This window comes from Aromatoleum toluolicum, from assembly GCF_012911005.2.
Classification (GTDB): domain Bacteria; phylum Pseudomonadota; class Gammaproteobacteria; order Burkholderiales; family Rhodocyclaceae; genus Aromatoleum; species Aromatoleum toluolicum.
Map to the genome: position 1 here is coordinate 1 of NZ_WTVS01000100.1, position 14,089 is coordinate 14,089.

At 59.7% G+C, this 14,089-nt stretch carries 10 protein-coding genes and 2 pseudogenes; all 12 read left to right on the forward strand.

Translation table 11 applies throughout. From position 1 onward, the window contains the following. Window positions 1–803 (forward strand): annotated as a pseudogene (locus GPA27_RS25835) (DUF4157 domain-containing protein); the annotation flags it as partial. Between the two features lie 259 nt (window positions 804–1,062). Beyond that, window positions 1,063–2,463 (forward strand): toll/interleukin-1 receptor domain-containing protein, encoded by a 1,401-nt coding sequence (locus GPA27_RS25840; protein ID WP_169143307.1) that lies wholly within the window; start codon window positions 1,063–1,065, stop codon window positions 2,461–2,463. Between the two features lie 7 nt (window positions 2,464–2,470). After that, complete coding sequence (locus GPA27_RS25845) at window positions 2,471–5,977, forward strand: WD40 repeat domain-containing protein (protein ID WP_169143308.1); 3,507 nt, start codon at window positions 2,471–2,473, stop codon at window positions 5,975–5,977. A gap of 165 nt (window positions 5,978–6,142) precedes the next feature. Further along, a complete protein-coding gene (locus GPA27_RS25850) occupies window positions 6,143–6,553 on the forward strand; it encodes a DUF3658 domain-containing protein (RefSeq protein ID WP_169143309.1) in 411 nt (136 codons plus the stop codon). A 141-nt stretch (window positions 6,554–6,694) separates the two neighbouring features. After that, window positions 6,695–7,114, forward strand: coding sequence for a hypothetical protein (locus GPA27_RS25855; protein ID WP_246261483.1), 420 nt, complete (start codon window positions 6,695–6,697; stop codon window positions 7,112–7,114). 84 nt (window positions 7,115–7,198) lie between these two features. Further along, a complete protein-coding gene (locus GPA27_RS25860) occupies window positions 7,199–8,296 on the forward strand; it encodes a hypothetical protein (protein ID WP_211165244.1) in 1,098 nt (365 codons plus the stop codon). 2 nt (window positions 8,297–8,298) lie between these two features. Then, window positions 8,299–8,691: a hypothetical protein gene (locus GPA27_RS25865; protein WP_169143310.1), complete on the forward strand. Its 393-nt coding sequence runs from the start codon at window positions 8,299–8,301 to the stop codon at window positions 8,689–8,691. A gap of 79 nt (window positions 8,692–8,770) precedes the next feature. After that, complete coding sequence (locus GPA27_RS25870) at window positions 8,771–9,841, forward strand: GTP pyrophosphokinase (RefSeq protein ID WP_169143311.1); 1,071 nt, start codon at window positions 8,771–8,773, stop codon at window positions 9,839–9,841. 100 nt (window positions 9,842–9,941) lie between these two features. Continuing rightward, window positions 9,942–10,631, forward strand: coding sequence for a hypothetical protein (locus GPA27_RS25875; RefSeq protein WP_169143312.1), 690 nt, complete (start codon window positions 9,942–9,944; stop codon window positions 10,629–10,631). A gap of 694 nt (window positions 10,632–11,325) precedes the next feature. Then, window positions 11,326–12,120, forward strand: coding sequence for a hypothetical protein (locus tag GPA27_RS25880; protein ID WP_169143313.1), 795 nt, complete (start codon window positions 11,326–11,328; stop codon window positions 12,118–12,120). Between the two features lie 365 nt (window positions 12,121–12,485). Next, a complete protein-coding gene (locus GPA27_RS25885) occupies window positions 12,486–12,896 on the forward strand; it encodes a hypothetical protein (protein ID WP_169143314.1) in 411 nt (136 codons plus the stop codon). A 235-nt stretch (window positions 12,897–13,131) separates the two neighbouring features. Beyond that, a pseudogene (locus GPA27_RS25890) lies at window positions 13,132–13,713 on the forward strand (transposase); the annotation flags it as partial. Window positions 13,714–14,089 lie beyond the last annotated feature (376 nt).

The following is a 14,089-nucleotide window of genomic DNA, read 5'->3' on the forward strand; positions in this document are numbered from 1 at the left end:
GCCCCCCCAGCGGCCCCGACGCCCCCATCGTCGTCTACGGCAGCGGCTCCGCGACCATCCAGATCGCCCCGTGGCTGCAGGGCACCGCCGGCATCCGCGTCGATCCCGCCGGCGAAATCACCGTCTCCGGCGAAATCGCCCTGCCCAGCTCGCTCGAGATCTTCTCCAAGCTCGAATACGACAAGCGCCTCTTCGGCATGTCGACGCAGATCCCCATCGTCCCCGGCGTCGTCGCCGAAGTCGGCGGCAACCTCAGCGCCAACGCCAGCATCGGCCCCGGCGCGCTCGACCAGCTGCGCGTCGGCATCGAATACAACCCCTCGCACGAGGAAAACACCCACGTCACCGGCGACGCCCACCTCAACGTCCCCGCCGAAGCCGGGCTGCGCCTCGCCGCCCGCGCCGGCGTCGGCCTCGGCATCACCGGCGCCAGCGCCACCGGCGGCCTCGAGATCGGCGGCACGCTCGGCATCTCCGGCGCCGCCGAAGCCAGCGTGCACATCGACTGGATGCCCTCGCAAGGCCTCGCCATCGACGCCGAAGCCGCCCTGCACGCCCAACCCAGCTTCCGCTTCGACGTCTCCGGCTACGTCGCCGTCACCGTACTGGGCGCCAGCCTCTACGACGAACGCTTCGAACTCGCGGCCGTCGAACTCGGCTCCGGCCTCGAATTCGGCGTGCGCTTCCCCGTCACCTACCGCGAAGGCGAGCCGTTCGACGTCTCGCTGGATGACCTCGAGTTCGAGGTGCCGGACGTGGATCCGGCGGCGCTCATCGATCAGCTTGGGGCACAGATTTTCTGAGCCGCCCCCACCGGAAGCTCCTGTCGTGAAGTGACAAACACCGATCGACCATCTGTTGGTCTGCGCCGATCACATACCGACTCCTTTTCGCATCTGCAGCCACCTCCCAGGCTGCCGGTGATTGGCTATCTGCCTTGCTGGTCGCGGCAATGCACGGCTTCTCGGGCGCTGGCACGTTCGATGCTCGAAGCTCGGATGGTGCGATCCGGATTGGGCGTCACGCCATCGACGTCCGAGGAAGTCACAAGGAGAACGAGCCATGAACGACGCTGCCTGGAATCGACTCATCAGCCAGATCCGTGACGGTTATGTGGTGCCGGTGCTGGGGCCCCAGTTGCTGGTCGGTCCCGATGGGCGCGAGTCGCTGCAGCGCAGGGTGGCCGAACGCCTCCTGGCCATGCACGACTGTGACGTTGATCCCGCCGACCTGCCCCCCTTCCGCGAGTTGGACGCGGCCGTCGCGCGGCTCAGGCTGACCGACGCGTCTCCGGAGGAGCTTTATGGCGATGTGGATGCGGCAATCCAGGAGTTGTCCGCGACCGGTGACGCCGTGCTCCCGGCGCCGCTTCGACAACTGGCCGAGATCACGGACTTCCGCCTGTTCGTCACCCTCACGCCGGACGGCTTGCTGGCCCGCTGTCTGCGGTTACGCGGGGCGGTGAACGAGATCGTGCATTCGCCGAAGCTGCCAACCAGCGAAAGCCGCGACCTGCCGGCCGACTGGGCCCGGCGCGCCGGCGAAGTGCAGCTCCTCTATCTCTTCGGCAAGGCCCGCCCGGCCCAGCTCTTCGCCATCCACGACGAGGACGTGCTGGAGTATGCGCACAACATCATGTCCCGCGGCAGCCAGGTGCCCACCGGCTTCCTCGGCGAACTCCTGGATCGCAACCTGCTGCTCATCGGCTGCAACTTCCCGGACTGGCTGAGCCGCTTCTTCCTGCGCCTGACCAGTAAGGACCGCCTGTCGCTGAAGGCCAAGCGCGAGTGGATGGTCGAACAGCAAGAGCCCGAATCCAGCCTCAGCGGCTTCCTGCGCAGCTACAGCAAGGGCACGCAGATCATTGCCCAGCAGCGTCCCGCGGATTTCGTCGCCGAGCTGTACCGCCGCTGGAAGGCCGACCAGGACAGCCGCCAGAAGGACGACACGGAAACGGGGGTCGGGATCTTGCCAAGGGCCGACGTGCCTTCCCGGGCGCTGTTCTTCATCAGCTATTCCCGTGCCACCGACCAGGCGCGCGCCGAGGCGATTCTCGAGGCTCTGCTCAGCCTTGGCCTCGCCGAGGGAGAGGTGTGGTTCGATCGCCAGACGATCGAACCCGGCAATGACTTTGCCGATCGCATCCTCGACGGCATCCGGGGCTGCCGTTACTTCCTGCCCTTGCTGTCGGCCGCCGCCGACCAGCGCGACGAAGCCTTCGTCTTCATCGAGTGGCGCAAGGCCAACGAGCGCTTCCAGGCCATGAACCGGGATTTCATCGTGCCGGTGATCGTCGACGCCGAATACGAACCGGAACGCTATACCGCCGAGCCCGTTCGCGCCTGGGGCGGTCTGGACTTCGGCCATGCCCCCGAGGGCGTGCCCGACGGGCGCCTGCTGGCGAAGCTGAAGTCCTTGGTGCGGGACGCCCGGCGTCCGCGCGAATGCCTGACCGCCGCATGAGGCCATCATGAGCGTCGCCATTCTCGAAATGCCGCGTGCCGTCTGCAGCGCAATCCGTTCCACCCCTGCCACGGACAGCGCCCGAGCCCGATCCGGCCTCGATGCCCACAACCCCTGGCCAGGGCTTGCCGCCTACGACGAAGCCTCGCAGGCCTACTTTCACGGCCGCGAGGATGCCGCCGAAAGTCTGCTGAGGCTCATTCGCGTGGCCCCGGTGACCGCGCTGTATGGCAAATCCGGCCAGGGAAAGAGCTCCCTGCTGCAAGCCGGGGTGTTCCCGCTGCTGCGCGCCGAACATTACCTCCCCGTGTATGTGCGCCTGGATTTCTCGGAACACGCGCCCTGCCCGCCGCTGGAGCAGGCGGCGCGGCGACTGGAGGAGGAAATCGCCCGCATCGGCGCGGAATGTCCGCCACGCGCACCCGGCGAGGGGCTATGGCAGTTCCTGCACCGCCGCGATCTGGAGATCTGGAGCGCCGACAACTATCCGCTGATCCCGGTCCTCGTGCTGGACCAGTTCGAGGAGCTGTTTTCCCGCAGCGGCAGCGACCGCGAGCGCATCCGCGCCGTGTTCGACGAGCTGGCCGACCTCATCGAGAACCGGATTCCCACCGAACTTGCAACCGCGCTGGGCGAGCGCGAGCGGCGTGCCGTGCTGGACATCAACGCTCAACCCTACCGCATCGTGCTGTCCTTCCGGGAGGATTTCCTGCCCGAGCTTGAAAGCTGGAAGGACAAGGTGCCCACACTGCTGCGCAATCGCCTGCGACTGCTGCCGATGACGCGTGCGGAGGCCATCGGGGCCACCGAACGGGCCGGCACGGCGGTGCTCGGAGAAGGCGTCGCCGCGAAGATCGTCGATTTCGTCGCGCCGACTGACCTCGAGGCAAACGGCGGGGCGGCGGACGTGGAACCGGTTCTGCTGAGCCTGTGCTGCACTCGCCTCAATCGGCGGCGAGTGCATGACGGCCGCATCGACGCCACGTTGGTCACCAGTGCCGGTGGCGACATCCTGCGCGGCTTTTTCGCCGAAGCCCTCGAGGGTATGCCGGAACGGGTGGCGGACTTCATCGAGACCCATCTCATCCAGGGAGAGCATTATCGGGGCAGCTACCCGAGGGAAGCGGCCCTCGCCGAAGGCCACCTGACGGAACAGGAGCTGGCCACGCTGACCGACCACCATCACCTGCTGCGCATCGACCAGCAGCAGGGCGTGGCGCGCATCGAGCTGATCCACGACCGCCTGGTGGGCGTCGTGCGCCAGACCAGGGACGAGCGGCTGGCGCGCGCGCGCGAACACCGGGCACGCAACGTCTCCAGGCGCCGCTTGCAGCGCGTGGCCGGAGCGCTGCTTGCAGGTCTCTTGGGTCTGGCCGGCTGGTTCGCATGGACAGCCAACCGGCTGTCATCCGATGCGGACCATTGGTTCCGGGAAGCAGTCGATTTGTCGCGGACGGCCGATCAGCAGACCTTGCGTGCCACCGCCCTGCGCCTCGCGGCCGATGCACAGAACATGTTCGCGGGGGCCCTGCCCGAAGGCGGCGACCGTGCCCTCCTGCAGGCCCTTGCGGCCGATAGCCTCGCCAATGACAACACCGCGGTGGGGGCGAGCCTTCTCGCCGGATGGGCCCGGCATCGGGAGCGCAAGCTGATGGTCATGGAGGACACGGTGGTGGCCTTGGCCTTCACCGGCGATGGCCGCGGCATCATCAGTAGCGGCGCGGATCACGTCCTGCGGATTCGCGACGTGCAAAGCGGCCAGACGATGGGGCCGGTCTTGGCCGGTCACGCGGAATGGGTGTGGATGGTGGCGGTCAGCGCGGACGGCCGCCGTATCGTTTCCGGAAGCGAAGACACGACGCTGCGCCTGTGGGATGCCGAAAGCGGCCGCGAGCTGCTGCGTGCGCGGCATCCGACCGGAGTGAACAACGTTGCGATCAGCCCCGATGGCCGCCTGCTGGCCTCGGCGAGCTGGGACCGGGACGTGCGTGTGTGGAATGCGGCGAACGGAAAGCTGCTCGCCCTGCTCCACGGTGCCAAGGCTCCGGTGTCCGCCCTGGCCTTCGACCGGACCGGCCGCCATCTGGTCACGGGTAGCGCCGACGGCCGCCTGCGCCTGTGGGATGCCCGGACCGGACGTGATGCGGGGCGGCGCTTTGCTGCCCGCGGCGGCGCCCAGGCCCACGGCGGCAATGTCGCCAGCGTGACCTTCAGCCCCGATGGGCGGCGCATCGTCTCCGGCGGAGCGGATGGCCGTGTACGGATATGGGACGTGACCGAGGGCCTGCCGCTGTGCGAGCTCAAAGGCCACTCCGGTGCCGTTATGGGTGTCGCCATCAGCCCCGACGGCAGGCTCGTCGTCTCGGGTGGCTGGGATGGCAGCCTGCGGGCCTGGGACGCACACACCTGCCGCGCCCAAGGCTCCGCCATCGCCGCCCACCCGGGCGGGGTGATGAAGGTCGCCTTCAGCCCTGACGGCAAGCTCCTTGCGTCCGGCGGGGCGGACAAGACCCTGCGCATGTGGGATGCGAAAGTCGTCCAAGGCCTCGCCACGCCGCTGGCGCAGTCCGGGTCGCGGCCGGCCACCCTGGTGATGAGTGCCGATGGCCGTCTCGTGGCAGCCGCCGTCGGCAGGACCCGCATCAGCCTGTGGGATGCCCGCAGCGGCGAACATGTCGCCGCGCTGGTCGCGGATGGTGCTACCCCGCTGGTCGCCTTGGCCCTGAGTGCCGACGGCCGCCGCATCACGGGCGGCGGCAAGGACGGAGTGGTCCGCTTGTGGGATCGCGACAGCGGGCGCGTCCTCGGCCAAATCTCGACCGGCACCACCAGCCCCATCGCCAGCCTCGCCCTCAGCCCCGATGGCCGGCTCCTTGCCACTGGCAGCCGGGACAAGACCGCGCGCCTGTGGGACACGGCGACCGGTGAGCACATCCGCTCGTTCGCGGGACACCGCAATCCCATCCTGAGTCTCGCCTTCAGTCCTGATGGGCGCCGTATCGCGGCCGGCAGCCAGGACGGGAGCCTGCGCGTCTGGGATGCGGAGAGCGGCAAGACGCTGGTCGGTCCGCTGGAGGGGCACACAGGGGGCGTCACCAGCATTGCATTCAGTGCCGACGGCCTGACCCTCGGCTCCGGCAGCTGGGATAACAGCTTGAGGTTGTGGGATGCCGCCAGCGGCGATCCTCTCGGCCCCCCCCTCCGCGGACACGCCGACTCCCTCGTCGGGGTGGGCTTCGACGCCGACGGCCGTCAGATCGTCTCCGTCGACAAGGACGGCAACCTGCGGCTCTGGCCCGCGCCGGCCAGCTGGCGCCAGGAGATCTGTGCCAAGCTCAACCACAACATGAGCGAGCGCCAGTGGCAAACGTGGGTGTCCTCGAGCATCCCCTACCAGTGCCAATGCCCCGGGCTGCCGATCGAATCGGAGGGTTCGGACGCGAACAGTGCACCGCCCCGGTGTCCTGCCGAAGGCGCGGCCTCCTTTCGGAACGGCATCGGGGACACCCGATAGCCGGCCGAGTCAAGCACGAGTAAATAGTAAATAGGGGGCAGACCACTATTTCACGGACTCAGGACAAAACACGCTATCGGCAGGCTGCCGAGGCGGCGCGGGACGGCACGGTGTTCATCTGGACCGGCGCGCATAGCTCTTCGCAATTGTGGCTGCAACGCCTGTGTGCGGTATTGCCACCGACGGCCACGGACGTCCGCATCGTCGAGGCGCTCGAGCCGGGCGCGGCCCCTCAAGGCCGCGGAAATCGCTCGACTTGCGCAGGAATGGCAGCGTAACGCGGCAATCGCTTCCGGCGTACGACGCTGGGCCGACGGCCGCATCAGCCAGCACGGCGACGACTACTACGACGGACTGCTGCTCGCGCAGTGCGACGAGGACTGGCAGCCCGCCGGCCAAGCGGTGGGGTCCGCGCTGTGGGATTGCGACGAGTTTCTCGGCGACATGTTCTTCGCGTGGCGGCTGCGCTGCCTTGCGCGAAGCGGGCGACTGTTGTGGCGTGGGCCTGCCGGATCGCTCACCGACGCAGAGGTCAGGCTGGCGACACCGGGCGGCACGGAAGGGACACTGCTTTGAATACCGGTGAGCCGAATCGACATCGGCTCACCCTTGGATGAGGACGGAATAGGGGACAGACCACTATTTCACGGACTCAGCACAAAACAGAGAATCGTGGTCTGTCCCCTATTTTCTCCCAACGTCCCCGCCGAGGCGGGATTGAGACTCGCCGCCCGCGCCGGCGTCGGCCTCGGCATCACCGGCGCCAGCGCCACCGGCGGCCTCGAGATCGGCGGCGCGCTGGGCATCTCCGGCGCCGCGGAGGCCACCGTGCACATCGACTGGATGCCCTCGCAAGGCCTCGCCATCGACGCCGAAGCCGCCCTGCACGCCCAACCCAGCTTCCGCTTCGACATCTCCGGCTACGTCGCCGTCACGGTACTGGGCGCCAGCCTCTACGACGAACGCTTCGAACTCGCCGCCGTCGAACTCGGCTCCGGCCTCGAATTCGGCGTGCGCTTCCCGGTCACCTACCGCGAAGGCGAACCGTTCGACGTCTCGCTCGATGACCTGGAGTTCGAGGTGCCGGACGTCGATCCGGCGGCGCTCATCGATCAGTTGGGCGCGCAGATCTTCTGATCTGCCACGACGGCCTGCCGTCGTTCGTCCGACCCTGCCGCCGCCCGCTACGCACGGCCGAACCCTGTTATCCGACGCAATGCCATGCAGATTCGCAAGTGCTACACTGCATTTCAATCACTTACGTGGCATGTCATGTTATGCGACGTGTCCGATAACACTTTTAGGACGACACTTGGTGTCGACCATACGTTAGTTTTCTCCAGCGCCATGGCGACCGACCTATCTCTACGTTCGATTCTTCTCGAAAAGTTGAATCGACTTATAAACCCAGCCTTCGAATGGAAATTCACTTGGACCCTATTGATTGCTGGGCTTGCTTTGATTGGGTACCAGCGTCTAGTTCAGCTTGCCGGTAGTATCGAAATCATTCGTCCAGAGGCACGGATCAAGTTGGAGCTCTCATCTGGAGCTGATGTAGCGCTCAGCGCTCTCGGAATCGTACTCGTACTTCTATCGTGTTTGTTTTTCTACAAGCTGAAATTCTTATCGAATGTCGATAAGAATAGATATAAGAATCTATCGGCTGCCGCCAAAGACCTCAGAAAACTAATGGAGGAGAACCGCCGCATCTTCCTAAGTTTCGGTCCAAATTCTTCAGCAGGTTCGACCGGCGATATACGCCACGATCCAAGCACGTGGCAAAAACTCCGGCGCGACACAATATGTCCAAATAATCAGAACATAAAGAATATCCTAACTTCGCTCGACAAAATTAGCGCGGTAGAGAAGCCTTTGGTTGAGAAGATGGTTTCTCATATAGAAGCGTTTGAGCATCACTGCAAAAACCCTGGCTACGACTATCGAGAAAATCAGTTTCCCCGCGAATTCGCTGACCTGATTTCGGCCTACTGCGCAAGAGCGAACCGTAGAACAAACAAGGTTCAGGCATATGCCGCGTGGCTGCGCGAGCGGGTCGACGGGCTCAACGTGGTCGAGCAAGCACACATTTTTGGTAGTGCGCTATTTGGAGAGGAGACGTCGGATGTGGATTTGGTGGTCAAGTCACCTGCAAGCGATATTTCGGAAGTGCGACACCAATCCGATCTCTGGAAGCAGGTGGCGGCAGATTTCTTCGCCAAGTTCAACTTGAGGTTGCATACAGTCGTCTTCTCACAACTAGAGTCTGATTCCTATGCGGAATTCATATCTAAGATTGGGCAACGTAAGAAGGTAATTTAGCGATGGGACGCGATCTTTATTACACCATTCCTCAATTTTTTGAAAGATCACTCACGAACCATACAAAAGTAGCGTCATGGCGGCGAATTGATCATCCAGCAGACGACAATGACTTCTTATATATCGTCCACAGAGTTAATGGGCTAAGCGATATTGTTGTTCATGCATCTGATGCATATAGCTATACGCTAACTGACTACTACCAAAAGCCAAGGCAGTTGGTGCAAGGCTCATTCGTTTACATTGCACGACCAGAGGCTAGTTACGACTGGTCGATCGTTGAGGTTGCACAACAAGATCGAATCAGTATCGGCAAATTTGGGGCAATCATGGGAGCCTTGTATGTGGATCAACACTGGAATTTCGTCCCGAAAGAGCGTCGAGAAGAAAACTAACCCGACAATCAACCGGACCTGCGCGAAAAGCCGCGCAGGCCGGTTATTTTCACGTTAGCCATTACAAGGCGAGTCACTCATGCCATCGCTCGACTTTGAAGCCGAGAAGACCCAATTTCGTGAGTTTCATACTTCAAGCCATCAACTACTTGAGGATGCGAAGGATTCCTTTATTGCACTCATCAATGCACTGTTGATTCACGCCGGATCGATAGATATTTCAAAAATTGACGGGCGTGTCAAAGATCGCGAGGAGTGCATCAAGAAGTTCAACTTGAAGTATCGAACAGATCTCGAGTCCAGTTCCACGCCGTACACCATACGTGACCACATCACGGACCTGATTGGGCTAAGAGTGGTTTGCTTATACGAAGATGACATCGAAAAAATTGAACAATGTCTGTCTGAGCACTTCATGGTTGTCGAAAGAACCGACAAGATTTCCCAAATAGAAAACACAGAGGGCTCTTTCGGCTACAAGGGCCTACACTTGGACCTGTGTCTCAACGAAACAAGAAAAGCATTGCCCGAATACAGTAAATACTCGGAATATAGATTCGAAGTACAGATCAGAACAATCATCCAAGATTCGTGGAGCGTTCTAGATCATAAAATCAAGTACAAAAAATCCATACCAACGAGACTAAAGCGAAGAATTAACACCCTCGCCGCGCTATTTGAACTCGCGGACAGGGAGTTTCGCGAAATCAGAGACTCTACAGTTCAGGAGATTGAGAAAGAAGAAATCTCCGAAGAAGAGCTTCAAAAAGAAACAGACGAAAGCCAAAGCCAACCCATTGAAGATAAGTTCAAATATTCGAGCCTAAACGCATTTAGTTTTCTAAAGATCGCAAACCACTTCTTCAACGGATTCGAGTTTGAAGCGCACAAGGTCGATGGTTTTACTCAAGAAATCATTGACATGAAGCCAGATATCAGCAGGGGTAAGTTTAACTTTTACATGCGGGAAAACATTTCAAAAGTTAAGCGCTATCAAGCATGGTTTGAGAAAGCAAACCCAAATGACAAACTCAACCCATACACACTTATTCGCCATTGCTTGTACCTTGGTGACAGTGAAATATTTGCCAACATTCTCACGAATGTTGCAAAGGAAAGCTTCGGCCAGTGGCTTAGCGAAAATGGCTAACCATTTGGACGAGAGGCACCACCCACAAGCTGCGCTTGTGGGTGCCCTTCGCGGCTTCGCCGCTACGGCGGCCCCTAACGTCAATCGCTAGCCATCCTTTATGCTTACCTACATCAACAAAGCCGTTGGACTATTGGGTTTTCGTATCACACCCATCGACGCAAGAGCACTGCGCTATCAACGCGCCTCCAAATCGCTTGTAGTTAGCGCCATTTTTTTCTATGCATTTCTTGGATGGTTCGGAATTTCTTTTTTTGACATTTCAGAAAACCTAGGAAATCGTGGAGCCGGATGCGCTTTGCAATTCGTATTTTCAGGCAAAACGGTTCTATTATTCTTTGTCGCCGTTATCCTAATGGCGATATATTTATTGCGACCACACTTAAAGCCAGTCGAGAATACTATTGGTAAGCGCTATGCTCGTGCCGTGTGGCGCACTCTAATGTTTTTTGCCTTTCTTTGGGTAGGGTTCTATCAAGCGCTCGGCGGCACAATGCTTGGGATAGCCATCTACATTGCTATGCACGAATTCAAGACAAGCACTTTCGTTTTTGTATTTGGCGCCATGTGCCTGTTCGTTGGCGTAATTCTCAAGATTCAAGGACCAGAACTTCTCTGGAAAATCAGAAGAAGGGCCAAACCGTATACTCTCCGTGGTGCAATTGTTTCAATGGCCTCAGTTGTGCTAATTGCTGTTCTACCGGGCGGCCTTGCGTATGGCGGCTTAGTGGAAAGCATGAAGCCCCCGGCTTCAGTTCAATGCCCACAACCGCGCATCATATGGGGGTAGCGACGGCTAACAAGCGCTTGCAGCCGACCGTCAAAAAGCTGCGCTTTTTGCCGTCGGCTGAAGCTTAACGTTGGGCGACAATATGGTAGTCACTATTATGCGCATTGCATTACTGCGATACATGAGGTTACTGCGTAACCATGCAACTATCTTAGCGTTATCTATCGTTTGCCTGTTGTTTCCGCTCCCGCTCCTCGCATACGAAACGGATGTTCATTTCGGTCTCTCATATTGGCTCGCCGCAAGGGGTGGGTTTGGGCACCATGAAGCGAACGAGATCGCGCGCGGGAATCAGAAAACTGACAAGGGGTGGATCAGCGCGACTCACATGATTCTTCTATCCGTTTGCGCGGGACAGGGCGGGAACATCGAAGATGCTTCCCGGGATGTACGAGATCGGCACTTCAGATCAAATGATGCAGTACCACGTCATCCGCGGAGTCGGCCGGTGCACGCAGGGGGGAAGTATGCCACGCAGGACATCTCCGAGCGCGCAAATGAGTCTGAAGACTCAGATGATTTATATTATCGTTTTGGCCGCTCGCTGCATGGGTACCAGGACTCCTTTTCCCATCAGGGTGAAGCGTCAACGCTGGTCGTTTGTCCCGATGACTGGGTTTGGAGCCACTCTAAAGCGCGGGGTGGGCCGGACAGTCATGATCCCGACCTTACGTACAAGTACGAGTCTGATGCGATGGAGATGGCGAAGAATAGCTACGAGTACGTTCTCAAGCTCAAGAAGCGAAGGCAGAAGGATTACGGCAGTGAAGCGAGCTGGTCTTCATTGGAGAGTGATGTTAGAGAGTTCGTTAGAGCCAAGACGAAGACAGAAAAGGAACGATGGCTTACAAAGAGAAATGTACCGCAGGCTCGAGCAATTGCAGCGGAAACGAACCTACCAGCCGGCGACAATGGGTGGACGCACTACGTTGGCCAACGACTAGACTTGTCACCGCCTCAGGGCTCGCCAACTCGTGAAGAAAGAAAAGAAATGCAAGCAGCAGGGGTTAGGAATTCGCAGTTTGAAGAGTTCTTGAAGAAAAATGCAGCGCCCAGGGAAGCGGTGCAGGCCGTAGAGCATGTTCTGGAGGAATGGATTAGAGGACGAACGGATCTGATGCAAGAGCTCCTCGCCACTGAACTTTCGGTCAATAGGTCCCCCGTGTCCCGAGAAGTGTTCTCGCGCGTCCTACGGAGCTTCACATTTCCAGATCATGGGGCGGTAAATGAGGCGCGCCACGGAATCTTATCGTCTCAACGGGACTTCTCCGGAACTCTTCAAGTGCCCGACTGGAAACACATGTTCCGCCCCATCACGGCTGAGCATCGTATCACCGTAATCAGAAGTCAGTCGTCTAATCAGCTTCGCGACGAAGTAGTCGCAGCATTCCAGTTCGTTCACGCACCGAACGATCTTGTCCTCTTAACAGTTGAGCGACGAAAAACTAGGTGGGTGGTCAAGGACTTGACAAATGTGATCGTGCACTAAGGTGGAGTCGAGTGAGCGCAAACCTGCTCTCAGTTACATCGTGTATCGCGGGTATCGGCCTATTAGGGGTTCTTATTCGCCTCTCAGCAAACAAGACCACTCGACCTTTTGCCCTTCCTACGTTGTCTGCGTCTATGCTTGCTGGCTTATGGTTTGCACGCGACGCTGACACTTTGGGGCTCATGGCATTTTGGTTCTTCGTATTCTCGTTCGTCTTTGGGCTCGTGTTTGGAATTCACGCCATCTTTATCAAGTGGCTATTGCGCCCTCGTGGAGAATGATCTAGCTGATGTCGTTATCTCGCAGAACCCCCGGTAACGGGTTGTCGTCCAACCCGGCGGTCAACACGGACGTTCGGCACCGTAATGACTGACGAACACGCGACCGTTAAATGTGGCAATTGCCAGCTTGAGTTAAGGGAGCCGGCATCCACGCCTATTGCGGAACGACAACCTTGTCCGAAGTGCGGCTCTTTTATCCGTGCGTTCGAGTTGAAGCTGAAATCCTCCGTTTCAGCGAAGTCGAAGATCGCTGCAAAGGCCAACCGTCCGGGCATAAAGAAGCCGTTCTATGAATTGATTTCCGGGGACGATCTGTTTCGACTTTCTGGCCAGTGGAACACATTGACACAGGTGATAGATCGGGCTCGGAATTACTACATAAAAATAGTGACCGACCCACGCAGTAGAACTGTCATAAGGTACTGCGAAGAACCGTTGGACAAGCACCAAAATCGAGGCGATGCCAAGCATAAAAAAGGTGAACGCGATGCCTAACCCTGCGCGGAAATAGCGGAAATAGGGGACAGACCACGATTTCCACGAAGATGAACGAGGAGTCGTGTAGCATTTATGCGTTCCACATCTTTCGCTCACCGCCATGCCGCGCCGCCCTCGCCTGTCCCTGCCTCACGTTCCACTTCACCTGATCCAGCGCGGCAATAACCGGCAGGCCTGCTTCTACGCAGACGAGGACTACCGTCGGTATCTCGGCTGACTCGACGAGTACGCGGCAACGACCGGTTGCCGCATCCACGCTTACGTCCTCATGACCAATCACGTTCACCTGCTCGTCTCAGCCCCACGTGCCGAAGCGCCGGGCGAAATGATGAAGGCCCTCGGTCAACGCTACGTGCAGTACATCAACCGAACTTACCGGCGCAGCGGCACCCTCTGGGAAGGCCGCTACCGCTCCTGCCCAACGCAATCTGACAGGTATCTCCTGGCCTGTCAGCGCTATATCGAGCTCAATCCCGTGCGCGCCGGGATGGTCGTCCATCCGGCCGATTACCCGTGGTCCAGTTACCGCGCCAACGCCCAAGGCGAGTCCGGCACGTTCGTGGTTCCGCACGAAGTCTTCGAGACGCTCGGCCCGAATGCGCTTGAGCGGCAGGCAGCCTATCGCGAACTGTTCCGCCACAATCTCGACCCTGGCATCGTCGACGAGATTCGACGGGCGACGAATGGCAATTTCGCGCTCGGCACAGCGCTTTTCGGCGCACAGGTGGCCCCCACGCTGGGGCGCCGGGCCCAGCCGGGTAAAGCGGGGCGACCACGAAGAGCACCGCCGCCTGAACCACAGATCGTTGTGTGAGTTTTGCGCGAAATCACAGCCACTGAAAAACGTGGTCTGTCCCCAATTCGCCCTGACCGGTGGCCGCATCCGCCGTTCGGGGTCGTTCTTCGCCTACGGAAAATGCGGGGAAGATCCCATTTGTAACGTGATCTTGCGTTGATCGGGAGCGAAAGCGTTCCGAAAGGCGCTTTCTGCAGTATCTCCGTCATAACGATTCATCCCACGGAGACAGCATCATGCAGATCACGGGCATGCTTCACGGCGCCAGTAAGCGGTAACTGACGAGCGTCCTTGACTACTTCGAGATTTCGAAGAGATCGGATCGCAGGGGGTTGGCCGCGAAGTGCTGCTTCCACAGACGGGGGGTGAGTTGCGCGACGTCGGCAGCGGGGTG

Coding starts and splice junctions, on each gene's coding strand:
- GPA27_RS25875 (WP_169143312.1), top strand. CDS start 9,942: ATGCTTACCTACATCAACAAAGCCGTTGGACTATTGGGTTTTCGTATC.
- GPA27_RS25880 (WP_169143313.1), top strand. CDS start 11,326: ATGGAGATGGCGAAGAATAGCTACGAGTACGTTCTCAAGCTCAAGAAG.
- GPA27_RS25860 (WP_211165244.1), top strand. CDS start 7,199: ATGCAGATTCGCAAGTGCTACACTGCATTTCAATCACTTACGTGGCAT.
- GPA27_RS25870 (WP_169143311.1), top strand. CDS start 8,771: ATGCCATCGCTCGACTTTGAAGCCGAGAAGACCCAATTTCGTGAGTTT.
- GPA27_RS25865 (WP_169143310.1), top strand. CDS start 8,299: ATGGGACGCGATCTTTATTACACCATTCCTCAATTTTTTGAAAGATCA.
- GPA27_RS25840 (WP_169143307.1), top strand. CDS start 1,063: ATGAACGACGCTGCCTGGAATCGACTCATCAGCCAGATCCGTGACGGT.
- GPA27_RS25845 (WP_169143308.1), top strand. CDS start 2,471: ATGAGCGTCGCCATTCTCGAAATGCCGCGTGCCGTCTGCAGCGCAATC.
- GPA27_RS25885 (WP_169143314.1), top strand. CDS start 12,486: ATGACTGACGAACACGCGACCGTTAAATGTGGCAATTGCCAGCTTGAG.